Below are 21,972 nucleotides of genomic sequence, written 5' to 3'. Positions count from 1 at the left end.
TGGTGGCCGCGCGGCTCGAAGAGGCAGAAGCGAGACCCACCCGACGCCGCCGAGAACACGCCACCCCAAGGTTCGGCGGAGTGCCGGGTCCAGGGACGGAGTTCCTGGCGGGGTCTGGGGCAAAGCTCCAGCGGGAGTCTGGGGGCGGAGCCTCCCAGCAGGGTTCGGGACGGAGTCCCGGCGGGGGTGCTGGGGGCGGAGCCACCCAGCCGGCTCTGGCGCGAGGAAGACGCTGTGCCCTGCCGAGACGCTGGGCTGAGCCCGTCGAGCGGCTGAGCTGTTGACCGGCCGTGCCGTGCCGTGGCGAACCGAGACGCCCTGCCGAAGCGGAACGACCCAGCTCCGACGCAGCCCTCACCCCTCGTATATCCGCCGATGCCACCACTCCCACCCGCAGAGTCCCTGTAGGACCCGCCACGTCCCTTCGGGCGGGAACGGATCCGGGATCGTCCGGCGCAGGATCTCCTTGTCCAGCCCCGCCAGCATCCGGCCCAGTTCACGCCGGGAACGCAACGGCAGTACCGGCAGAATCATCGCGAGGTAGTCCCGAGCGTGCGCCACGTCGTCGATGAGTTCACACGCCCCAGCCGTGCACAGCGAGCGCCGGAGATACAGGTACCTCCCCGGCCGTGCCAGGAACTTCCCCAGGCCGTGCAGGGCCAGCGCGGTGCCGCCGCGCCAAAGGAACGGATGATCGTCCCTCAGTTCGGCACGCGCGATGTCACGGCATGTCGCCGCCGACAGTCCGCGGATCGCGATGCGCGCGTAAGCGGGCGGTGTCCATTGTTGGGCGCGCATCGCGCCCGGCCGCCTACGCGGCATGTACCTTTCGGGCCGTCATGCCGCCATCCTGCCATGGCGAACGGATCCTAGCCACCAACGTAAGCGGGGCCCTCCCGAAGGAAGACCCCGCACGCTCAACCGCGCCTCACCGCAGCGAAGCGAACGACTCCCGGTCCCGCCGCGAGTCGCCGTCGCCGCCGCTGCCGCTCCCGTCGCGACCGCCGCCGTAGTCCCGCGGCTCCTCCGGCTTCCCCAGCCCCTCGACCAGCCAGGTCACCAGCAGCCCCGCGAACAGCCCGCCCGCCACGTACACGACCGGCCCGACGTCCCACCCCTTCGACGTCCCCAGCTGCACGACTCCCAGCAGCAACGCCGTCGCCAGCAGTGTCCCCACGAACCCGCCGCGCCTTCCGTGCGCGCTCGTCCCACCCAGCAACGCGGCGGCCAGCGCGAGTCCTCCGTACAGCAGCGTCGTGCCCTGCACGCCGTGCGTCGGCAGCCCCTGCGCCGTTCCCAGCGCCACGATCACGCCGGCCACACCGGCGAGCACCGAGGCGGCCACGGTCCCGAACAGGGTCAGGGTGACGGCGCCGCGGGTGCGTTTGCCGCCGTTGTCGGCGTCGCGGCAGGCGCCGAGGAGGCGGCGGGTGCCGGGAAGCGAACCGACCACTCCGCCGACGAGGGACAGCGCGACGGCGACGCCGATGATGATCATGCCGCGGTCGTCGATGTCGAAGCCGTAGTCGGGCACCGTCGCGGGGACCTTCAGCCAGCCGACGGCGGCGAGCAGCGCCAGGCCGACGCCCAGTCCCGCGGCCCAGCCGGGGATCTTGAGGAGCAGGATCAGCAGGCTCAGCAGGATCCCGGCGGCCGCGCACGCGCCGACGGCGATGACCGCCGAGACGGCCGTGCCCTGGGCGTCGTAGAACTTGTAGAACAGGGCCGCCGCGGTGAACGCGAAGGCGAACAGGCCGAGGTTGACCGCGCGGACACGCAGGGTCAGGGCGGTGGCGGTGGCCAGCAGCAGCACCGCGGAGAAGGTGAGCACGAGGTTCTTCAAGGGGGTGCCCTTGAAGGCGTCGACGTCGGTCTGCCAGGCCCAGAACAGCACGCCGGCCGCGCCGAGCATGAGGACGACCTCGAAGACGATGTGCACCAGGAGGCGGTCGTTGGTGTCGCCCCGGTCGCCGACCTCGTCGTAGACGTGGTCGAGGCGGTCGCCCAGCGCGCTCACGGGGTCGGGCGTGAACCGGTTGTCGACGGTGGGCAGGTCCGACGAGGTCGAGTAGGGGTCGTCGCGGTAGTCCGGCGACGAGGCATAGCCGTGCGGATCGTCACGATAGTCGCCGTGGGCGGGTGGTTTGGTGTCGTCGGGCGGCCCGTACCCGTCGGGGTATCTGCGGCCTCCGTCGTCATACGCCATGACGGCTCACTCCTGCGGAAATCACCCATGCGTCTCGGGGGTAAGACGGGGTCGATCCGCACGGTACAAGGCTCGGGGTGTCCCACGACACCCCCTCGGCGGCCGATGGACCTTAAATGGGCCTAATGCTTGCCGACGGCGTCCTCAGGCGGGTTCGCCGCCGTCCGGCACGTCGTCCTCTGTGGACTCGTCGTCGGGGCGGCGGGGAATGCGGCAGGCGCGTTCGAGCCACAGGGCGGCGGCGACCAGCAGGAGCCCGGCGACGAAGCTGAACGCGGTCGGCAGGAGGTCGTCGGCGGCGGCGGACAGGCGTCCGCGCTGGGCGATCGTGTAGACCAGGATCGCGGCGTACCAGCCGGTGAACAGGGCGCCGCCGAGCGAGCAGGCCTTCGCGAAGGCCGCGAATCGGGCGATGCTGAGCGCCTCGACGGGCCGGGTCCCCGGCCGGCGTTCGATGCGCGCGCGGGTCTGCACGGCGGTGTAGGCGCACACGAGGGCGACGATGAGGAGCGTGACTCCGGTGAACCAGGAGGCGCCGGGCATCCGGCCGTAGAACCTGGTGACCATGAGCAGCCCGACGGCCGCGGCACCGAGGGCGGCCACGAACAATGTGGACGGCCGGGTCGGGGGGAGGGTCGGCTTCTTCGGTGTGGACGCAGGCATGGCGCAGAACCTATCCCAGGGCCTCGCCCGTCGGTGTCACCTGACGGGCGTCGGCGGCCAGTGTCGTGTCGGTCAGGAGCCCGGCGATGCGGCCGTGCCCGGGTAGGACGGCCTCCGGTTCGATCTTCGACCAGGGTACGAGCACGAAGGCGCGCAGGTGCGCCCTCGGGTGCGGCAGGGTGAGCCGCTCGTCGTCGGAGGTGACCGCTTCGCCGGACTCGTCCCAGGCGGCGATGATGTCGACGTCGAGGGTGCGCGGCCCGAAGCGGCGGGCGGGGTCGCGGACCCGGCCGGCGGTGTTCTCCAGTTCCTGCGCCAGGGTCAGCCATCCCTCGGGGTCGAGGTCGGCGCGGTCGGCGAGGACGACGGCGTTGCGGTAGGGGGGCTGGTCGGCGTCCCCCCAGGGTGGTGTCTCGTAGACCGGCGACACCTTCACGACGGCGTCACCGAGCGCCGCGAGGGCGTCGCGGAAGACGGCGACGGGGTCGCCGAGGTTGCCGCCGAAGGAGAGCAGGACGCGGGTCATCCGCTGTGCCTTTCCCGTCGGACGGTCACCGAAACATCCGTGAAGGCGTGCGCGATGGGCGCCTGGGGTTTGTGCACGGTGACTTCGCAGGCCGCGACGCGTTCGTCGGCCAGGCAGATCGCGGCGAGCCGCTCGGCGAGCGTCTCCAGGAGGTTCACCGGTTCCCCGGCGAGGACGGCGGCGAGGGCGTCGGCGAGTTCGCCGTAGTGGATCGTGTCGGCGATGTCGTCGCTTTCGGCGGCGGGGCGGGTGTCGACTTCGAGGACGACGTCGCAGCCGAAGTCCTGCCCTTCGGCGCGTTCGAAGTCGTAGACGCCGTGCGTACCGCGCACGGTGAGGCCGGTGAGGGTGATGCGATCTGTCACGCACGTACGCTAGCCGACCTCGCGGCGCCGGGCGGAGCCACGCGCGGCGCCGAAACGGAGTTCGTCACCGAGATTATGTGCGCCCCGGCGCGGGTATTCGCCCACAACGACCTCAAGGTGACGTTCGGGCCGCCCGGACGTCACCGCCCCCGAACCGAAGGAGTCGTGATGGGCGCGAACCGCTTCGATCGCCGAGCGCTGCTGGGACTCGCCGCCGTGGCCGGAACCGGATTACTGATCGGCTGCGCGAAGGACGAGCCGCCGGTGGACGGGCCGGCGCTGCCCTCGCCCTCTTCCTCGGGGTCGGCTCCGGCGACTCCGCCTCCCACGGTGAACGCGCCCGACCTCACCCCGCCCGCCGCCGGCGCCCTGCAGATCCCCGAGCGCAGCTGGTCGCTGGAGACCAGGGGCGGCAAGGAGATCCTGTCCTACGGGGTCGTCGTGGAGAACATCGGCGACCGGGTCGCCTACCTCAACAGCTTCGAGATCCGCTTCGTCGGCCGTGACGGCGAGGACGTGATCCCCGCCGAGTCGGTGTTCCTGAAAGCCGAGGTGACCGTGGTGCTGCCCGGTGAGCGCGTCGGCTTCGGCAACACCTTCGCGGCTCCGGCCTCGGGTGTGAGCAGGATGGACGTGGAGGTGGCCACGAAGGAGTGGTGGGCGCCGGTCAACAGCGTCCACGCGTTCGCGCCGATCACCGTCGGCGAGGTCGCCACCGACCGCTCCAGTCCGCCGAAGAAGCTCATGTTCGCGGTGGACTCCGCCTACGGCATGGTTCTGCCGAGCACCCGCGCGACCGCGCTGTTCCGCGACAAGGAGGGCAAGATCGTCGGCGGGGCGACCGCGCCCGAGCCGAGCGCGCTCCCCAGTGGACGGTCGGAGGGCGCCTTCACCGTCGAGCACGGGCTTCCCAAGGCCGCCGACGCGGCATCGACCGAGGTGTTCGTGCCGATCCTGCTGTGACGGGCCCGGCCGGTCAGCCCTGGCAGAGCGCGGCGGCCAGCCGGCATTCGGTGTGCAGGAAGAAGGTCAGGTACCCGTCGAGGTAGCTGTCCCAGGGGTCGCCGAGCTCGATCTGGGCGACGTAGTCCATCGTCGCCGAGCAGTTCGGGCAGGCCGGGTAGCGCGGGTCGTCGGTCCATTCGGGGAGCCCGCCGACGGCCGCGACGTCGGGCCGCCGGGCCGGGGAGCGCTCGCCGGGGACGAGCCGGTGCGTGGGCGGGTCGGACTCCGCTCCCGCGCCCGGCGGGGTGTGCGGCGAACGGGTGCTGGTGCCGTCGGGGGCGACGTCGCGGAAGACCACGTCGGCGGTGAAGTCGCAGCGGTGGCACAGGTCGACGCGCAGTCGCCCGCTCCATCCGGTGTGCGCCAGGGCTTCGGCGACGGCCGGCTCGGCGGTGTCGAGATCCAGCGCCGTCCACAAGGGGCCGTCGCAGTCGCCGCAGCGCACGCCCTCGGGGACGACCGCGCCCTCCTCGACGTCGAGAACGTAGGCGACCGGGCCGCACAGGTCGCGCGTCGCGTCGCCGTCGAGAGCGCGGCCGCCGAAGTTGAGGTAGAACGCCACCGGAACGTGCAGTTTCTCGGCTCCCGGCGGCGGGGCGTCGCGCCAGCGGAGGAAGGCGTCGCCGGACTCCGGGCCGCTCGTCAGAGCGAGGGCTTTGAGCAGGTGGTCGAGGGCGAGGAGATCGCCGGGACCGGCGTCGACGCGGGCGACCAGCTCGCGCCGGACCTCGGCGTCGGCGGCGGAGTAGAGCGCGGCGGGGTAGTCGACACCGGCCGCGAGAAGCGCCGGCAAATGCGGTGTCAGCAGCTCGGGGGATTCCCCGGTGATCGCGGTCAGCTCGTCGATGTCACCGTCGCGGCGCCGAATCGCCAGTGCCACCAGCCGTTCCAGATCGTCGGTCATGACGGGGAGGATAGTGGGCGGGCGCCCGACGTGGCCTGCCAGACCCGCACGGCGTCGATGTTGCCGCGCACGTCGTGGACGCGAACTCCCCAGGCTCCGGCGGCCACCGCGAGCACCGTCGTCGCCAGCGTCGCCGCCTCCCGCTCCCCCACCGGCCGCGGGTGCCCTTCGGCGTCGGCGAGCAGCCTGCCCAGGTAGGACTTGCGCGAGGAGGCGAACAGGACCGGCCATCCCATGTCCACCAGCACGTCGAGGCGTGCCGAGAGGGCCCAGTTGTCCTCGGCGCGCTTGGCGAAGCCGAGACCGGGGTCGATGGCGATCTTCGACGCGTCCACGCCCGCCGCCAGAGCCTCCTCGACCCGTGCCGACAGCTCCTCGCGCACGTCGGCGACCACGTCGTCGTAGTGCGCGAGGTCGGCCATGCGGTCGGAGTGGCCGCGCCAGTGCATGAGGATCCAGGGGCACCCCGCGTCGCGCACCACGCGCGCCATGTCGGGGTCGGCGAGTCCGCCGGAGACGTCGTTGACGCCGAGCGCGCCGGCCGACAGGGCGGCCTCGGCGACGGCGGCGCGGCTGGTGTCGACGGTCATGGCCAGGCCGTGGGCGGCGAGTTCGGCGATCACGGGCACGACCCGCGCGATCTCGGTCTCGGCGTCGACCCGCCCGGCTCCCGGCCGCGTCGACTCGCCGCCGACGTCGATCAGGTCGGCGCCCTCGTCGCGCATGCGCAGCGCGTGCGCGACGGCGTCGCCGAGGTCGGCGTAGCGTCCCCCGTCCGAGAAGGAGTCGGGCGTGACGTTCAGGACCCCCATGATCACCGGCCGGCCCGGCCGCGGCAGCTCACCCACGGCGACACCGTACTCGCCGCGCGGTGTCAGACCGTGGCGAGGGCACCGGCCTCGGTGTCGGCGATGAGGCCCGCCAGGGAGGTGCGCATGCGCTGGAGCTCGTCGAGGCGTTCGTCGATGCCGTCGAGGTGGCCGCGGAGTTTCCGCAGTGTGCAGGCCTCGAAGTCGAAGTCGAGGCCGCTTCCGCTCGCGCAGGGCAGGATGTCGCGGATCACCGAGGTCGACAGTCCGGCCGACAGGAGCGCGCGGATGCGGCGAACGGTGCCGGGGGCGTCGTCGCCGTAGTGACGGTGGCCTCCGCCGCCGGCGCGGAAGGAGCTGAGCAGGCCCTGCTCCTCGTAGTAGCGCAGGAGGCGGTGGTTGACGCCGGTCCGCTCGACGAGTTCGCCGATCTTCATGTGCGCTGCCTCACTCACCCTTGTATCTGACATCGATGTGAGATTCTAGCGTCGCCTTCATGACGAACACGGCGAACACCTTCCTCCTCGGCGGCGAACTCCCGGTCCGGCGCATCGGCTTCGGGACCATGCGACTGGCCGACGCCCCCGGGCACGCCGGAGCGACCGCGCCGATCTGGACCGCCCCCACCGACCGCGCCGACGCCGTCGCCGTCCTGCGCCGGGCGGTCGAGCTCGGCGTCGGCCTCGTCGACACCGCCGACGCCTACGCGCTGGGCGCCGGCGAGGAGCTGATCGCCGAAGCCCTGCGGCCCTATCCCGACCAGGTCGTGATCGCCACCAAGGTCGGTGTCGCGCGGCCCTCGCCGGGCGAGTGGGTTCCGCTCGGCCGGCCCGAGTACCTGCGCCAGCAGGCCGAACTGTCCCTGCGCCGGCTCGGGGTCGAGCGCCTCGGCCTGCTCCAGCTCCACCGCGTCGACCCGCAGGTGCCCCTCGCCGATCAGGTCGGCGCCCTGGCGCGACTGCGCGACGAGGGCAAGGTCGCCCACATCGGACTGTCCGAAGTGGACGTCGATCAGTTGAGGGCGGCACAGGCGGTCACCCCCATCGCCTCGGTGCAGAACCTCTACAACCTCGTCTCCCGCGACCACGACCCCGTCGTCGACCACGCCGCAGCCGAGGGCATCGCCTTCATCCCCTGGTTCCCCGTCGCCGCGGGCGCCGCGGCCGCCGCCGACGGGCCCGTCGCGAGCGTCGCCGCCGAACTCGGCGTGACGCCCGCCCAGGCCTCCCTCGCCTGGCTGCTGCGCCGCTCCCCCACCGTCCTGCCGATCCCCGGCACCCGCTCGATCGCCCACCTGGAGGAGAACGTCGCCGCCGCCGACATCGAGCTTTCCGACGCTCAGTTCGGCCGTCTCAGCTCGATCGCGACGTGAGGCGATGGCCGCCGGGCCGCGGGACCGAACCGCGACCCGGCGGCGGCCCTCAGCGCACCAGCGCGAAGAAGTCCCGCAGGTCGCGAGTGATCACGTCGGGGTTCGTGCGGGCGGCGTAGTGCCCGTCGACCTCCTCGTTCACCCGCCAGCTGCGGATGTCGGCGTGGTCGCGCTCGGCGAAGCGCCGGATCGACAGGAAGTCGCCCCTGGCCGCCGACGACAGCCCGATCGGCACCGTCGTGGGCTCCTTCGGGCGGTCGGTGTCCAGCGAGTCCTCGCGGTAGAAGCGGATCGCCGACCCGGCCGTCCCGGTGAACCAGGCGATCGCCACGTTGGTGAGCACGAAGTCGTCGTCGAGGTTCTCCCCGAACAGCTGGGTGTTCCAGCCCAGCAGCCCCACCGGCGAGTCCGAGATCGCGTGGGCGAGCGTCTGCGGCTGCTGCGAGTGGACCATGTTGAACGAGCCCTTGTTCTCCCAGAAGTCCTGGAGCACGCCCAGCGCGGCCATCTCCTCCGACGTCATGCCCTCGAACTCCGCCGGATCGCCCGTCGGGAACGAGAACAGCTGCGTGACGTGCGCGCCGACGACGTGCTCGGGATCGAGCCGGCCGATCTCGGGGTTGATCATCGACCCGGCGTCGTTGCCGCCGACCCCGTAGCGCTCGCCGTATCCCAGGCGCCCCATCAGCTCGACCCACGCCGCCGCCGTGCGCCGGGTGCCCCAGCCGCGCGAGGTCGTGGGCCCGGAGAAGCCCATCCCCGGCAGCGAGGGCACCACGACGTGGAACGCCGCCGCCGGGTCCCCGCCGTGCGCGCGGGGGTCGCTCAGCGGGCCGATCACGTCCAGGAACTCCGCGACCGTCCCCGGCCACCCGTGCGTCAGCAGCAGCGGCAGCGCGCCCGCCTCGGGCGAGCGCACGTGGATGAAGTGGATGTTCTCGCCGTCGATCGCGGTGGTGAACTGCGGGAAGGAGTTGAGCCGCGCTTCCCAGGCGCGCCAGTCGTAGCCGTCGCGCCAGTGCGCGACGAGCCGCTGGAGGCGTTCCAGGGAGACGCCGTACTCGGCGTCGGCGCCGGGGACGGTCGAGGTCCAGCGGACGCGGTCGAGGCGGTCGGCGAGGTCGTCGAGGTCGACCTGGGGGATGTCAACGCGGTAGGGGCGGATCTCGGTGTCATGTGTCATGTCTCGAAGCCTCGCCGTAAGCCCGTGGGTCGCGCATCACAAGAATTCGCTATTTCCCGAGGTGGGCGGCCATAATCACCTCGTGTCGGCTCCCCTGAGCCCGGTCTTCGCCGGGCGCGTCCGCGAACTCGCCGAGTTGCGCGCCGCCTTCGCCGACTCCGCCGAGGGCCCGGCCTTCGCGCTGGTCGCCGGGGAGGCCGGTCTGGGCAAGACGCGCCTGCTGGCCGAGTTCACCGCCGGTCTCGGCGACGTGCGCGTGCTGACCGGTGAGTGCCTCGAACTCGGCGGGCTCCCCTACGCGCCTTTCGTGTCGGTGGTGCGCGCGGCGGTGCGGGAGCTGGGCGCCGACGCGGTCGCGGCGATGCTGCCGGGCACCGACCACGAGCTGGCGCGCCTGCTCCCCGTTCTCGGCGCGCCGCCGGAACGCTCCGGCGCCTCCGGCCGGGCACGGCTGTTCGAAGAGGTGCTGGCCCTCTTCGAGGCGCTGGCCGCGCGGCGGCCGACGGTCGTGGTCTTCGAGGACCTGCACTGGGCCGACGCCTCCACCGTCGAGCTGCTGCTGTTCGTGGTGCGCAACCTCGGCGCCCCGGGTGTTCTCGTCGTGGCGACCCTGCGCGCCGAGGAGTCGGCTCACCTCGCGCCGCTGCTGGCGGGCCTGTCCCGGGTCGCCGGCATCCGCCGTGTCGAGCCCGCGCGTTTCACGGTCGCCGAGGTCGCCGAGCAGCTGGCCGGAATCGACGGCCGCGCGCCCGATCCGGCCGAGGTCGCCCGCCTCCACGAGCGCAGCGAGGGCATTCCGCTGTTCGTCGAGACGCTCGACCGCTCCTCGCGCAGAATCCCGGCCGGCGTGCGGGAGATGCTCCTCAGTGGCCTGACCGACCTTCCCGACCGCAGCCGGACCGTTTTGCGCGCCGCCTCCGTCATCGGCGTGGCCGTCCCGCACACCGTGCTGGCGGACGTTACCGGCCTCGACGAGTCCACTCTGGACACCGCGCTGCGCCCGCTCGCCGACCGCGCCCTGCTGGTCCCCGACGAGCACGGCTACCGCTTCCGGCACGCCCTGATCCGCTCGGCGGTGGCCGACGGGCTCCTGCCCGGCGAGCGCGTCCGGCTGCACGCCGCCTGCGCCCGCGCGCTGGCCGAGAACCCCGGCGACCACTCCGCGGCGCTCGCCGCGCACTGGCACGCAGCCGGGGATCCGGCCGCCGCCCTGGTATGGGCCTGGCGGGCGGCACGTTCGGCGGGCGAGACGCACGCCCACGCCGAACAGCTCCGGCTCCTCGAACGCGTGCTGGAGCTGTGGCGGGAGGACTCACCGTCCCTTGTGGATGCCTCCCGGAGCGACGTGCTCGCCGAGGCCGTCGCGGTGTGCCTGCGCGCCGGAGAGTTCGCGCGCGGGATCGCCCTGGCAGGCCAGGCCCTGGCCGCGCTCGGCCCCGAGGCCGCCCCCGAGGCCCGCGCCGCCCTCCTGTCGCGCCGGGGCCGCCTGAAGTACCGCGCCGACGGCCACGGGCGCGACGACCTGCTCGAAGCCGTACGCCTACTTCCCGCCGACCGCCCCGGCGCCGCGCGCGGGCACGCCCTGGCCGCGCTGGCCGGGACCCACCTGTCGGAAGGCGAACCCACCGCCGCCTTCCCACCGGCCGCCGAGGCCCTGCACATCGGCCGCGCCACCGGCGACACCCGGCTCATCGCCGTCTCCCTGCTCAACACCGGCATCTGCGCCGCGCTCGGCGCCGCCCCCGGCCCGTGGGCCCCCGCGCTGGCCGAGGCCCGCGCCCTCGCCGAGACACTCGGCGACGGCGACCTGCTCACCGGCGCCTGCTTCTACGAGGCACGCGCGCACGCCGAGTCGGGAGCCTTCGCGCTGTCCGCGACAGCCGCCGCGCACGGCCTGGAAGCCGCGCGCCGCCACGGACTCGACCGCAGCCGGGGCCCCATGCTCGCCGTCTTCGCCGTCGAGGCGCTGATCGCCCTCGGCGACCGCGACGAGGCCCGCCGCCGCCTCTACGACGCCTTCGCCGTCGACCCCTCCCCCCTCTACCGGGGCGTCCTGCTCGCCCTGCGCGGCCTGCTCGACCTCGCCGACGGCGACCCCGCCGCCGCGTCGGCCGCGCTGGCCGACCTCGCCGCCCTCGACGGCGGACGGCCCGAGGTCGTCTTGGCCCGCCGGGTCGAACTCGCCTGCCGGATCGCCGTGGCCACCGGCGATCCCGACACCGCCGGCCCCGTCCTGGCCGAGGTCCTGGCCACGACCGATCCGGCGAGCGTGCTGCGCCCGTGGCTGTTCCTGCCCTCGGTCGCCCGGGTCCTCGCCGAGGCCGGCGAGTCCGCACGGCGTCCCTGGCGCGACTACGCCGAGGCCACGCCGGTGAACGGGCCACTGCACGAAGCCGCGCGAGCCTTGACACTCGCCGGGCTCACCGGCGCCGAAACGGCCCGCTGGGACGCGTCGGCTGCCCTCTGGCGCGCGCTCGCGCTTCCCCACGGCCTCGCCGAATCGCTGCTCGGCGGAGCCGCTGCGGCCGCCGAGGAAGGCGACAGGGACGGTGCCGCACAACGGATCCGCGAGGCCGCCGAGGCCACCGCCGCCTTCGGCGACGCCGAACTCGACCGCCGCGTCACCGAGCTCGCCGCGAGGATGCGCGTCGCACTGCCCGGCGCACCCGCGCCGGCCACCGGCTCCTTCGGCCTGACACCGCGTGAACAGGACGTGCTCGCGCTCGTCGCCGAGGGCCGCAGCAACCGCCAGATCGCCGCCGAGCTGTTCATCTCGGTCAACACCGTGAGCGTCCACGTCTCGCGCATGCTGCCCAAGCTCGGCGCGGGCAGCCGCACCGAGGCCGCCGCCGTCGCCCGCAGGGTGGGGTTGCTCGGCTGAGGCGGGATCGGGGAGGCCCGGCCGGGGCTCGGGTCCGGGCACAAGCTCGGCCCGGTCGACCGATCTCTCTCTTCCACGCGCTGGCCACCATCCACCGAGGCGAACCCCTCAGTAGTCGCGCCACTCCCCCTGCGCGTACTCCAGGATCACCGGGTCCATCAGCGTCGAGGCCTGCAGATCCAGCTTCGGCCGGTCGAGCGGGAAGGCCGTCGACGCCTGCAACAGCCCCTGGTCCATGAACTTCAGCCCCGGCGGCGGGTCGAGCGCCGGGGTCGGCGGCGTGTCGCCGGGTACGGCCAGGAAGTAGCCCCAGTCGCCGAAGGACGGCACGTCGACGTGGTAGGCGACCGTCGCCAGACCGGCCTCGGCGAGGGTCTCGCCGATGCACCAATAGGCCTTCGGCGCGAAGTACGGCGAGCCCGACTGGACGACCATCCGGCCGCCGGGCGCGAGCACGCTCGACACCAGCCCGTAGAACTCGATCGAGTAGAGCTTGGCCGTCGCGGTCTCGTCGGGATCGGGCATGTCCACGACGATCGCGTCGTAGCCGGCGGTGGCCTCGCGCAGCCAGGTGAAGGCGTCGGCGTTGACGACCGTGACGCGCGGATCGTCGAGCGCGTGCCCGTTGAGGGTGCTGATCCGCTCGTCGGTGCGCGCCAGGTCGGTCATCGCCGGATCCAGCTCGACCAGCGTCACCGTCGACACGTCGGGGTACTTCAGGATCTCGCGCACCGCGAGGCCGTCGCCGCCGCCGAGGACCAGGACGTTCGAGCGGCTCCCCGCCAGGACCGGGTGCACCAGCGACTCGTGGTAGCGGTACTCGTCGACCGAGGAGAACTGGAGATCGCCGTTGAGGAACAGCCGGAAGTCGGCCGAGCCCTCCCAGGAGAACTCCTCGGTCATCACGATCTCCTGGTACTTCGTCTGCTGCGCGTAGACGACCGGATCGCGGTACATCGCCTGCCGGGCACCGGCCTCGAAGGAGCTGGAGAACACGAAGGCGAAGCCCAGCAGCACCGCGACCGCGCCCGAGGCGATCCCCAGGCCGATCTTCCCGCGCACGCTCAGATCCTTGCGGAACAAGGTGAACACCAGGATCGTCCCGGCCACGGCGTTGACCCCGCCGACCACCAGGGCGCCCTTGATCTGCCCGAACACCGGCAGCAGCAGGAAAGGGAAGGCGAGCCCGCCGAGCAGCGCGCCGACGTAGTCGGCGGCGAACAGGTCGGCGACCGCGCTGCCCGCGTCCTGCTTGCGGATCCGTTGCAGCAGAACCATCAGCAGCGGGATCTCGGCGCCGATGAGGCCGCCGACGACCAGCGCCACGCCCACCATCGCGAAGGTGTACAGGTGCAGCCACGCGAAGGCCGCGTACAGCGCCAGCACCGAAAGCCCGCCGAGCAGGGCCAAGATCAGCTCGATCACCGCGAACGACAGCGCCGCCTTGCGCTGCAAGGGCTTGGCGGCAAGGGCGCCGATGCCCATCGCGAAGACCATCACGCCCAGCACGATCGAGGCCTGCGCGGCGGTGTTGCCGATCAGGTAACTGCCCAGCGCCACCAGCGCCAGTTCGTAGACCAGACCGCAGGCCGCGCAGATGAACACGACCGTCAGCAGCGCCGCGCGGGCGAGCCGGCCGGCGGCGCGCGCCGGGGGCACCGTCGGCTCAGACGCGGCGATGGCCGCCTCCCCGGATGGGGAGGCGGCCGATTCGACGGTGTCGTGCGAGGTCAAGACAGGGCCGCTGCGATGACCGCGCCCACGGCGATGTGCACGGCCGCCGAGACCCACACCGCGGGGTGCGGCTCGGCGTCGACGAGGATCGTGCCGAGCTTGCCCGGCGTGAGCACGTCGAGGACCAGGAAGGCCACCGCCATGACGATCAGGCCGACCACGCCGTAGGCGAAGGAGTAGAGCAGGCCCTGGGCCAGCTTCCCCTCACTGGCCACGATCGCGGCCACGACGATGATGCCGACGCCCAGGATGTTGGAGGCCACCAGGATCGAGGCGTTGCGGTTGCGGTTGAGCCAGATCAGCTCGTGGAGTTTGCCGGGGGTGATGGCGTCGACCAGGAGATAGCCCAGGGCCATCAGGACGATGCCGACCCCGCTGTAGGCCAGCGACGCGACGGTCTCCTCGGCCAGCGTGCGAAACATGGGTTGCCTTTCTTGGCTAGTAAGAGGACCTGCGCGTCACTTGCCGCCGCCGCCGGAACCGCCGCCGCGACCCCAGCCGCCTCCGGGCGGGCTGGAGGACCACCAGCCGCCGACGAAACCGTAGTAGTGGCGGTGAACCCGGTCGTAGTCGTCGGCCATGATCTTCGATCCGCCGTTGTACGGGAAGATCGCCACGATGTCGTCGCTGTACTGCAGCCAGATCGAGCCGTCGGAGGCGGTCCGCTTGTCGACCGGCTTCGACTGACCGGAGATCTCGGCGGCCACCGTCGACGGGGACTTCGTCGTGGTGAAGGCGTCGATCTCGGCCTCGTCGAGCTGCGGGGCACGCGTGTAGGTGCGTTCGATGAAGTCGTCGGGCGACTGGTTGGCGCTCGCCGAGATGGCGCAGGCGGCGATGATGCCGCCGACGATGGCGATGATGACGACGAACCAGATGATCTTCTTCTTGTTGGATCCGGCGTCGGATGCCGACGTCATCTCGGGTCCCCTTCAGTTTGGGCGATCGCGGTCGTCCGGGTGGCGACCAGGTGACCGGTCTGCGGGTAGGCGTGCCATGTCCGCCAGGCCACACGGTGGTGGCCGGGTTCCACGAGCAGTGCCGTTATTGCGTTCTCGTCACCGGGGAAGACTCCTACCAGCCCGTAAGGGCTGCGCGCAACCCCTCGACGGAGCGCAGTGACGGTGTCACCGAACTCTCCGACGGGCAGGGGGTCGGTCCGGACGGCGAAACGGTACTTGACGCCCGCAAGCTGCGTGTCCACTGTGGACGGCAGGTGGGGGGCGCGATCGCCCAGGCAGGCAAGGGTCTCGGTGAGCGATCCGTGCCCGGTCCGCAGCACGACCTGGTGGCTGGCGCCCAGCAGGCGCAGCGTCACCAGGCCCGACCCGAAGGCGCCGGGCAGGTCGCGGGTCTCCAGCGCGGGCAGCTCGGGCAGGTCGAGGGCGAAGCTGAGCTGGTCGGGAGCCGTGTCGGCGTAGGGGACCGAGAGTTCGGTGTGCATACCCGGTGCCGCTACGCGGCGAAGATGGTGACGTCGTAGCGGCTCAGGACCTCGCCGCGCGCGCACTCCCACTTGCCGGTCTCGCCGAAGTCCTCGAACGACAGGCGCGTGCCGTCGCCGGCGCGGTAGTCGTGGTAGCGCATCGTCCCGGTGGGGTGCAGGCCCGTGGTGCCCTCGCCGGAGAAGTGCGCGCGGCCGTTCTCGTGGGAGGTGTAGACGCGGCCGTCGAGGTGGAGGTCGCGCGGACCGGGGGTGACGGTCACGTCGCGCAGCTCGTCCCACAGGACCAGCTCGATGTCGGGGTCCTCCTCGACCGACAGCCAGCGACGCCGGCCGGTGCCGGTGTCGAGCAGCTGCTCGGTCCAGGTGTAGCTGCCCTCGGTCAGGCGCAGCGTGCCGCGGACGGCGAAGTTCTCGCCGCGCACGTCGACCATGTCGCCGGCCTTGATGCGACGAGGGTCACCGCGCAGCGAGTCGGTGTCGGCGCTGGAGAAGGGGTCGCGGGGGCGGTTGGCCTCCCACTCGGCCTTCCGCCGCTGCTTCTTGGCGGCGTTGCGGGCGAGCAGAACCACCACGAGTCCGGCAACGGCCACCAAAGCGACCACGACGATGAGGATGACGAGGAGTGCGTCCACATCTTCCACGGTAGCGGGTGGTGCCAACCGTGTTGATCAGCCGAAAGTGCTCACCATTGGCCGGGACCCGACGGGCGGGGCGTGCGGCGCCTCGCCAGGGGCGAGCGGAGGTGGTGGGTGACGGGGGTCTGCCAGAGGTAGAGCAGGACCGCGACCATGGCCACGGCGGCGCCCGCGGAGGCCAGGCCGCTCACGAGCGCGAGGGTGTCGCGGACGGGCTCGGGGTACTCGACGTTCTGGTAGCTCATCGCGGCGAAGCCGATGAAGGCCGTGCAGCACATCGCGCCCGGCAGGACCGCCGTGCCGCCGACGGTGGCCAGCACGCGGCCGTCGGGAAGTCCCCGGTACAGGCGCTGGAAGCCCAGCGGGACGAGCACGAGGGTCGCCAGGGGCAGCAGGACGTAGAGCGTGGCGAGGAGGCGGCCGTCCCCGGGGTTGCGCCGGTCGGGGAAGCCGATGATCACGATGAGGAAGGTCGACATGTGCACGGCGGTGGCGACCCAGCCGATGACCGCGGCGACGAGCGCACGGGGGATGGCGCGGGGGCGCGCGCTGAAGTCGTCCACGGGACCTGCCTGGGGTGCGAGGGGGTGGGTCCTGCCGACGGTAACCCGCGCAGGCTAGTAGGGCCGGTAGGGCTGCTGCGGGTAGCCCTGCTGCGGGAAGTACGCGACCGGCGGTTTGAACCAGTTGCCCGACTCGCGGCGGCCGTAGTAGACCATGCCCATGATGAGCGCGACCAGGCCGACGATGGAGCTGAAGATCGCCAGGAAGAACATCCACTGCGGCGGGTAGCTGTCGTCGCGGCCGCCGCTCTCGGCGCTGCCGAGGATCTCCACGAGGACGCCGCCGCCTGCGCAGCTGAGCAGGGTGAGCACCGAGATCCCGCCGACCACCCAGATGAGGACGCGGCCGGCGTTGATCCGGCGCAGGCTGATGATCGCGCCGAGCATGAGCAGCACGACCGACAGCAGGCCCCAGCCGATGTAGCTGATCAGGAAGACCGCCGCGCCCTGGTCGTCCATGGCGGCGTTGGCCGAGTCGGGCGGCTCGTAGGTGAAGGTCAGCACGCCCGTGAAGCTGGAGACGAGCAGGCCGAGGCAGGTCACGCCGATGGCGGCGGCGCCCCTGGTGACGCTCGGGGGTCGTTCACCGGAGGCGGGGGCGGCGGGAGCGGGCTGGTACATGCCGTTTTCACCTTCGCTCGGGGACGGCTCCACCCTACGGGCCGGGCACGAGTCCGCCGACGGCTACCGGTACGGGGGCGCGGGGACGTAGACGACCGGCGGGGGCGGCGGCTTGAGCCAGTCGCGGCTGGTGCGGCGGCCGTAGTGGACCAGGCCGTAGATCACCGCGACGAGGCCGAGGACGGCGCCGGTCATGCCGAGCAGCGCCGTCCACGTCGGCGGGCGCGGCGAGTCGGAGCCTCTCAGGCGCACGATCTCGGAGCCGACGATCCCGTAGTAGATCCCGCAGAGCGCGAGGTTGGTCAGCGTGATGATGCCGACGACGGTGAACAGGGTCCGGCCGCCGTTGATCCGGCGCAGCGTCGTGACGGCCGCGACCATCAGCAGCGCCGCCGAGATCAGCCCCCAGGCGACGATGACCACCGCGCCGGCGGTGTCCTCCCCGGGCCGTTCGCCGGGCGAGGTCCAGGTCGCCAGCCCGACCGCGCCGGCGGTGGTGAGCAGTTGGCCCAGGGCGGTGGCGGCCGCCGCGTAGGCCCCTCGCGTCACGCTCGCGGGTCGCTCGTCCGGGGCCGGTGCTGCGGGGTGCATGGGCGCCTCCTCGCTGTCGGGGTCGCGCCAGGGTACCGACGCCGCGCGCGAGGATCACATGCCGAGGGCTCGCGATAAAAAAGTTGAGCGGGATAGACTCAACTTCGCCATACGCACGCCCGGACAGGGGGAAGTCTTGAATGTCGACCGGTTGACCACGAAGAGCCGCGAGGCCATCTCCGCAGCCGTGCACACAGCGGGCCAGCGGGGCCACGGAAGCGTCGAGCCCTGGCACCTCTTCACCGCCCTCCTCGACCTACAGGGGTCGACCGCCGTCGCCCTCCTGCGCGCCACCGGCGCCGACACCGCGGCCCTGGCCCGCCAGGCCGAGCAGGCCCTCACGCGCATGCCCAGCGCCAAGGGATCGAGCATGGGCGAGCCGTCGATGGCCCGCGAACTGCTCAACGTCCTCAACACCGCCGAACAGCTCGCCTCCTCGCAGGGCGACGAGTACACCTCGACCGAGCACCTGCTGGCCGCGCTCGCGCAGGTCGGCGGGTCCGTCGGCGCCGCGCTCAACGGCGCCGGCGCCACCGCCAAGGCCCTCATCGACGCCTTCCCGACCGTCCGCGGCGGCGACCGCAAGGTCACCAGCGCCGACCCGGAGGAGCAGTACAAGGCCCTGGAGAAGTACGGCGTCGACCTCACCGCCGCCGCCCGGGACGGCAAGATCGACCCGGTCATCGGCCGCGACACCGAGATCCGCCGCGTCATCCAGGTCCTGTCGCGCCGCACGAAGAACAACCCCGTGCTCATCGGCGAGCCCGGCGTCGGCAAGACCGCCATAGTCGAGGGCCTCGCCCAGCGCGTCGTCGCCGGCGACGTCCCCGAGACGCTGCGCGACCGGCGCGTGGTCTCCCTCGACCTCGGCGCGATGGTCGCCGGCGCCCAGTACCGCGGGCAGTTCGAGGAGCGGCTGAAGTCGGTCCTCGAAGAGATCAAGAACAGCGACGGGAAGATCATCACCTTCCTCGACGAGCTGCACACCATGGTCGGCGCGGGCAAGACCGAGGGCGCCATGGACGCCTCGAACATGCTCAAGCCGATGCTGGCGCGCGGCGAGCTGCGCATGGTCGGCGCGACCACGCTCGACGAATACCGCAAGCACATCGAGACCGACGCCGCCCTGGAGCGCCGCTTCCAGCCGATCATGGTCGGCGAGCCCACCGCCGCCGACGCCGTCGGCATCCTGCGCGGGCTCAAGGAGCGCTACGAGGTCCACCACGGTGTGCGGATCACCGACACCGCGCTGGTCGCGGCGGTGACCCTGTCCGACCGCTACATCACCGACCGCTTCCTTCCCGACAAGGCCATCGACCTCATCGACGAGGCGGCCTCGCGCCTGCGCATGGAGATCGACTCGCGGCCGGTCGAGGTCGACGAGATCGAACGGGCCGTGCGGCGCCTGGAGATCGAGGAGATGGCACTGTCCAAAGAGGACGACGCCGCCTCCAGGCAGCGCCTTGAGTCGCTGCGCCGCGAGCTGGCCGACCGTCGCGAGGAGCTGACGGCGCTGTCGGAGCGCTGGAACAACGAGAAGCAGCACATCACCGCCATCTCGGACATCAAGGAGGAGCTGGAGGCGCTGCGCAGCGTCGCCGACCGCTCCGAGCGCGACGGCGACCTGGAGCGGGCCTCGGAGCTGCGCTACGGCAAGATCCCGTCCCTGGAGGGCGACCTGGCCAAGGCCGAGGCCGAGCTGGCCGCGCTCCAGGCCAACGGCGCCATGCTCAACGAGGAGGTCGGGCCCGACGACATCGCCGGCGTCGTGTCCTCCTGGACTGGCATCCCCGCAGGGCGCCTCCTGGAGGGCGAGACCGCCAAGCTGCTGCGCATGGAGGACGAGCTGGGGGCGCGCGTCATCGGGCAGCGCCCGGCCGTCACGGCCGTCTCCGACGCCGTGCGGCGGGCCCGGGCCGGGCTGTCCGACCCCGACCGGCCGACCGGTTCGTTCCTGTTCCTCGGGCCCACCGGCGTCGGCAAGACCGAGCTGGCCAAGACCCTCGCGGAGTTCCTCTTCGACGACGAGCGCGCGATCGTGCGCATCGACATGAGCGAGTACGGCGAGCGGCACTCGGTGGCGCGGCTGGTCGGGGCTCCCCCCGGCTACGTCGGCTACGAGGAGGGCGGGCAGCTCACCGAGGCCGTGCGGCGCCGCCCGTACTCGGTGGTGCTGCTCGACGAGGTCGAGAAGGCCCACCCGGCCGTCTTCGACGTGCTGCTCCAGGTCCTCGACGACGGGCGGCTCACCGACGGCCACGGCCGCACGGTCGACTTCCGCAACGTCATCCTCATCCTCACCTCCAACATCGGGTCGACCGCGATCGCCGACCCGACACTGGCGCCCGAGGCCCGCCGCGAGGCGGCGCTGGGGGCGGTCCGGTCGAGCTTCAAGCCGGAGTTCCTCAACCGCCTCGACGACATCGTGATCTTCGACGCGCTGACCATGGCCGAGCTGACCTCGATCGTCGACGTCCAGCTCGCCGGGCTCGCCAAGCGCCTCGCCGACCGCCGGCTGACGCTCGACGTGACCCCGGCGGCCCGTGAATGGCTCGCTCGTAACGGTTTCGACACGGTTTACGGTGCCAGGCCGCTGCGGCGGCTCGTGCAGACCTCGATCGGCGACCGGCTCGCCAAGCGTCTCCTGGCCGGTGACGTGCGCGACGGCGACACCGTCACGGTCGACGTGGACGCCGATGGGCAGCACCTGCTGGTCGCCTAGAACACGTTTGCCCCGGTGAACGGCGGCGCGGCCGCGCGTTCACCGGGTGCAAAGGTCGCACGTTGCGGTTAGAGTGCGCGCATGTACTACCAAGGACAGGCCCCGGCCGAGCCGCAGCGGCCCACTGTGCTCATGGCGGGCGTCATGACCGTGTTCGGCACGGTCGTGCTGACCCTGGGCACCACGCTCGCGCTGGTCTTGTCGTACCAGTGGGTAACCGAGCAGATGGCGGCCGAGACCTCCGCCAGCGCCAGCGACGAGCAGGCCGCGGGGCTGCTCGAATCGAACATGATCATCGTGATCGCCTTCTACGCGGTGATCAGCATCGTGCTCGCGATCGGCGCCGTCATGACGATGCGCCAGCAGAACGCCGGGCGGATCATGATCTGGGTCGGCGGCGGCATCCTGGCCGCGGTGAACCTGTGCTGCGGGCTGAGCTTCGCGGCGATCGTCGCGCTGATCAGCGACATCTCGCAGCAGACCTCCAGCTACGACGGCAGCGACCCGGTCGACGCGCCCACCACCGAGCTGACGATGGCCTCGATCTTCACCTTCACCGCCGTCGTCGCCGTGATCGTGGCGATGATCCTGATCGCCCAGCGCTCGGTGACCCTGTGGATCAAGGGCACGCCGCCGCAGGGTCCCGGCGGCGGCTTCTCCGTCCCGGGCGGACCCATGCCGGGAAGCCCCATGGGGTACCCGCAGCAGCCGCCCCCGCAGCCCTACCAGGCACCGCCCCCGCCGCAGCAGCAGTACCCGCCGCAGTACGGGCCGGGTTCGTACGGCGACCAGTACGGGCCGGGGAACCAGCAGCCGTACAACGGCGGAGACCAGTACGGGCCGGGGAACCCGACGTCGGGACCGCCGAACCAGGGCTGGTGACCTCTCCTTCACGCGGGTGACGCGCTCCCCCGCGCAGGGGAGGAGAGCGGGGCGGGTCAGGCCGGATCCTCGACACATGGACATCGCAACTCACGCACTCGCGCCTTCGGGCGCTCCCGAGACGGCTTCGGGCCCGGCTCGCGGCGCGGCCGCCGGCCGCACGATCGCCTGGTGGGGCTTCGGCTTCGCCGCCTTCTACGCGATCTTCGTCCGCTTCTATCAGGCGGCCGGCGGCGGCCTCGGCATGGCCGGAGAGATGGCACCCGAACACCAGGCCGCGACCCAGATGTCGAGCTACCTCGCCGGGCTGCTGATCCTCCTGGGCGGAGTCGCGTGCCTCTACCTGGGGGTCCCCGCGGTGCGCCGCATCCCGCGCTGGTTCCCCGTCGGAGGTGGCCGTGAGATCCCTGGGACTCTGCTGCTGCCGCTGTGCCTGACGCCGGTCGTGGCCGGTGCGGTCTTCGCCGTGGCGCACGCGGTGGTCGGGGTGAGCACCAAGTCGCTGGCGCTGCTCGGCGTGATCGACATCGCCTACCCCGACGCGTGGGCGAGGATCGACGAGACGGCGACGGCGTGGTGGGACCTGGCGTTCTACGAGCCGTGCTTCTTGGTGCTCGGCGTGTGCCTGCACTTCTCGGCGGTCGCGTACCTGCGCGACACCGGCAGGAGGACGGCGGCGGTGTGGACGACGCGGGTGTCGGTGGGCTTCGTGGCGGTGCTGGCGGCGGTCGGGGTGTGGATGGTGGCGACGGGGAGGGTCTGGGTGGTCTGAGGGAGCGCGGCCTCACCGGCGCGCGGGTTTTCAGGGGGAGGGCCGCTCGCCCGCCCCGCTCCCCGCCCCAAACCCCGCCTACCCTCCAATG

At 72.2% G+C, this 21,972-nt stretch carries 23 protein-coding genes; 6 read left to right on the top strand and 17 right to left on the bottom strand.

Going from position 1 to position 21,972, the window contains the following annotated elements:
• Positions 1-354 precede the first annotated feature (354 nt).
• The 5 genes from AB0I28_RS06125 to folB form a co-directional block, all read right to left on the bottom strand.
• A complete protein-coding gene (locus AB0I28_RS06125; protein WP_357490004.1) occupies positions 355-798 on the bottom strand; it encodes a hypothetical protein in 444 nt (147 codons plus the stop codon).
• A gap of 130 nt (positions 799-928) precedes the next feature.
• The gene (locus AB0I28_RS06120; RefSeq protein ID WP_357490002.1) at positions 929-2,206 is read right to left on the bottom strand and encodes a hypothetical protein; all 1,278 of its coding nucleotides are present in this window, start codon (positions 2,204-2,206) and stop codon (positions 929-931) included.
• Positions 2,207-2,350: 144 nt separating this feature from the next.
• Positions 2,351-2,869, bottom strand: coding sequence for a DUF3180 domain-containing protein (locus tag AB0I28_RS06115; RefSeq protein WP_357490000.1), 519 nt, complete (start codon positions 2,867-2,869; stop codon positions 2,351-2,353).
• A gap of 10 nt (positions 2,870-2,879) precedes the next feature.
• Positions 2,880-3,395: a 2-amino-4-hydroxy-6-hydroxymethyldihydropteridine diphosphokinase gene (folK, locus tag AB0I28_RS06110; protein ID WP_357489998.1), complete on the bottom strand. Its 516-nt coding sequence runs from the start codon at positions 3,393-3,395 to the stop codon at positions 2,880-2,882.
• Positions 3,392-3,760, bottom strand: a complete 369-nt coding sequence (gene folB / locus AB0I28_RS06105) for a dihydroneopterin aldolase (RefSeq protein ID WP_357489996.1) — start codon at positions 3,758-3,760, stop codon at positions 3,392-3,394. The genes folK and folB overlap by 4 nt, the downstream gene beginning before the upstream one ends.
• A 168-nt stretch (positions 3,761-3,928) precedes the next feature.
• On the opposite strand from folB, the gene AB0I28_RS06100 reads away from it, so the two are divergent.
• On the top strand, positions 3,929-4,723 hold the full coding sequence (locus AB0I28_RS06100; protein WP_357489994.1) for a hypothetical protein: 795 nt from the start codon (positions 3,929-3,931) through the stop codon (positions 4,721-4,723).
• Positions 4,724-4,736: 13 nt separating this feature from the next.
• Here AB0I28_RS06100 and AB0I28_RS06095 read toward each other — a convergent pair whose 3' ends face one another.
• The 3 genes from AB0I28_RS06095 to AB0I28_RS06085 form a co-directional block, all read right to left on the bottom strand.
• Positions 4,737-5,669: a hypothetical protein gene (locus AB0I28_RS06095; RefSeq protein ID WP_357489992.1), complete on the bottom strand. Its 933-nt coding sequence runs from the start codon at positions 5,667-5,669 to the stop codon at positions 4,737-4,739.
• Positions 5,666-6,481 (bottom strand): dihydropteroate synthase, encoded by an 816-nt coding sequence (gene folP / locus AB0I28_RS06090; protein WP_357490850.1) that lies wholly within the window; start codon positions 6,479-6,481, stop codon positions 5,666-5,668. Before folP ends, AB0I28_RS06095 begins: the two co-directional genes overlap by 4 nt.
• A 62-nt stretch (positions 6,482-6,543) precedes the next feature.
• Positions 6,544-6,933, bottom strand: coding sequence for a MerR family transcriptional regulator (locus AB0I28_RS06085; protein WP_357489990.1), 390 nt, complete (start codon positions 6,931-6,933; stop codon positions 6,544-6,546).
• 41 nt (positions 6,934-6,974) lie between these two features.
• On the opposite strand from AB0I28_RS06085, the gene AB0I28_RS06080 reads away from it, so the two are divergent.
• Positions 6,975-7,850 carry an aldo/keto reductase gene (locus AB0I28_RS06080; protein WP_357489988.1) on the top strand — a complete coding sequence of 292 codons (876 nt, stop codon included), beginning with the start codon at positions 6,975-6,977 and terminating at the stop codon, positions 7,848-7,850.
• A gap of 49 nt (positions 7,851-7,899) precedes the next feature.
• Here AB0I28_RS06080 and AB0I28_RS06075 read toward each other — a convergent pair whose 3' ends face one another.
• Positions 7,900-9,033 carry an epoxide hydrolase family protein gene (locus AB0I28_RS06075; RefSeq protein WP_357489986.1) on the bottom strand — a complete coding sequence of 378 codons (1,134 nt, stop codon included), beginning with the start codon at positions 9,031-9,033 and terminating at the stop codon, positions 7,900-7,902.
• Positions 9,034-9,115: 82 nt separating this feature from the next.
• On the opposite strand from AB0I28_RS06075, the gene AB0I28_RS06070 reads away from it, so the two are divergent.
• Positions 9,116-11,914: an AAA family ATPase gene (locus AB0I28_RS06070; protein WP_357489984.1), complete on the top strand. Its 2,799-nt coding sequence runs from the start codon at positions 9,116-9,118 to the stop codon at positions 11,912-11,914.
• A 108-nt stretch (positions 11,915-12,022) separates the two neighbouring features.
• On the opposite strand, the gene AB0I28_RS06065 is transcribed toward AB0I28_RS06070, so the two are convergent.
• The 8 genes from AB0I28_RS06065 to AB0I28_RS06030 form a co-directional block, all read right to left on the bottom strand.
• On the bottom strand, positions 12,023-13,573 hold the full coding sequence (locus AB0I28_RS06065; protein ID WP_357490848.1) for a polyamine aminopropyltransferase: 1,551 nt from the start codon (positions 13,571-13,573) through the stop codon (positions 12,023-12,025).
• Positions 13,574-13,644: 71 nt separating this feature from the next.
• Positions 13,645-14,070, bottom strand: coding sequence for a DUF350 domain-containing protein (locus tag AB0I28_RS06060; protein ID WP_357489982.1), 426 nt, complete (start codon positions 14,068-14,070; stop codon positions 13,645-13,647).
• 36 nt (positions 14,071-14,106) lie between these two features.
• Positions 14,107-14,568: a DUF4247 domain-containing protein gene (locus AB0I28_RS06055; protein ID WP_357489980.1), complete on the bottom strand. Its 462-nt coding sequence runs from the start codon at positions 14,566-14,568 to the stop codon at positions 14,107-14,109.
• Positions 14,565-15,092 (bottom strand): DUF2617 family protein, encoded by a 528-nt coding sequence (locus tag AB0I28_RS06050; protein WP_357489978.1) that lies wholly within the window; start codon positions 15,090-15,092, stop codon positions 14,565-14,567. The genes AB0I28_RS06055 and AB0I28_RS06050 overlap by 4 nt, the downstream gene beginning before the upstream one ends.
• Before the next feature lie 11 nt (positions 15,093-15,103).
• Entirely contained in the window at positions 15,104-15,727 is a 624-nt protein-coding gene (locus tag AB0I28_RS06045) for a DUF4178 domain-containing protein (protein ID WP_357489976.1), read from the bottom strand.
• Between the two features lie 50 nt (positions 15,728-15,777).
• The gene (locus AB0I28_RS06040) at positions 15,778-16,293 is read right to left on the bottom strand and encodes a hypothetical protein (protein ID WP_357489974.1); all 516 of its coding nucleotides are present in this window, start codon (positions 16,291-16,293) and stop codon (positions 15,778-15,780) included.
• A gap of 54 nt (positions 16,294-16,347) precedes the next feature.
• Complete coding sequence (locus AB0I28_RS06035; RefSeq protein WP_357489972.1) at positions 16,348-16,914, bottom strand: hypothetical protein; 567 nt, start codon at positions 16,912-16,914, stop codon at positions 16,348-16,350.
• Between the two features lie 63 nt (positions 16,915-16,977).
• Positions 16,978-17,505: a hypothetical protein gene (locus tag AB0I28_RS06030; RefSeq protein WP_357489970.1), complete on the bottom strand. Its 528-nt coding sequence runs from the start codon at positions 17,503-17,505 to the stop codon at positions 16,978-16,980.
• A 136-nt stretch (positions 17,506-17,641) separates the two neighbouring features.
• On the opposite strand from AB0I28_RS06030, the gene clpB reads away from it, so the two are divergent.
• The 3 genes from clpB (at position 17,642) to AB0I28_RS06015 (ending at position 21,881) form a co-directional block, all read left to right on the top strand.
• Positions 17,642-20,227, top strand: a complete 2,586-nt coding sequence (gene clpB / locus AB0I28_RS06025) for an ATP-dependent chaperone ClpB (RefSeq protein ID WP_357489968.1) — start codon at positions 17,642-17,644, stop codon at positions 20,225-20,227.
• An 81-nt stretch (positions 20,228-20,308) separates the two neighbouring features.
• Positions 20,309-21,109 carry a hypothetical protein gene (locus AB0I28_RS06020; RefSeq protein WP_357489967.1) on the top strand — a complete coding sequence of 267 codons (801 nt, stop codon included), beginning with the start codon at positions 20,309-20,311 and terminating at the stop codon, positions 21,107-21,109.
• 76 nt (positions 21,110-21,185) lie between these two features.
• Positions 21,186-21,881 carry a hypothetical protein gene (locus tag AB0I28_RS06015; protein WP_357489965.1) on the top strand — a complete coding sequence of 232 codons (696 nt, stop codon included), beginning with the start codon at positions 21,186-21,188 and terminating at the stop codon, positions 21,879-21,881.
• The last annotated feature ends 91 nt before the right edge of the window (positions 21,882-21,972 follow it).

The sequence above is a fragment of the Phytomonospora sp. NPDC050363 genome, from assembly GCF_040655735.1.
In the GTDB taxonomy this organism is placed as follows: domain Bacteria; phylum Actinomycetota; class Actinomycetes; order Mycobacteriales; family Micromonosporaceae; genus Phytomonospora.
This window is presented reverse-complemented; position numbering and strand designations above follow the sequence as displayed.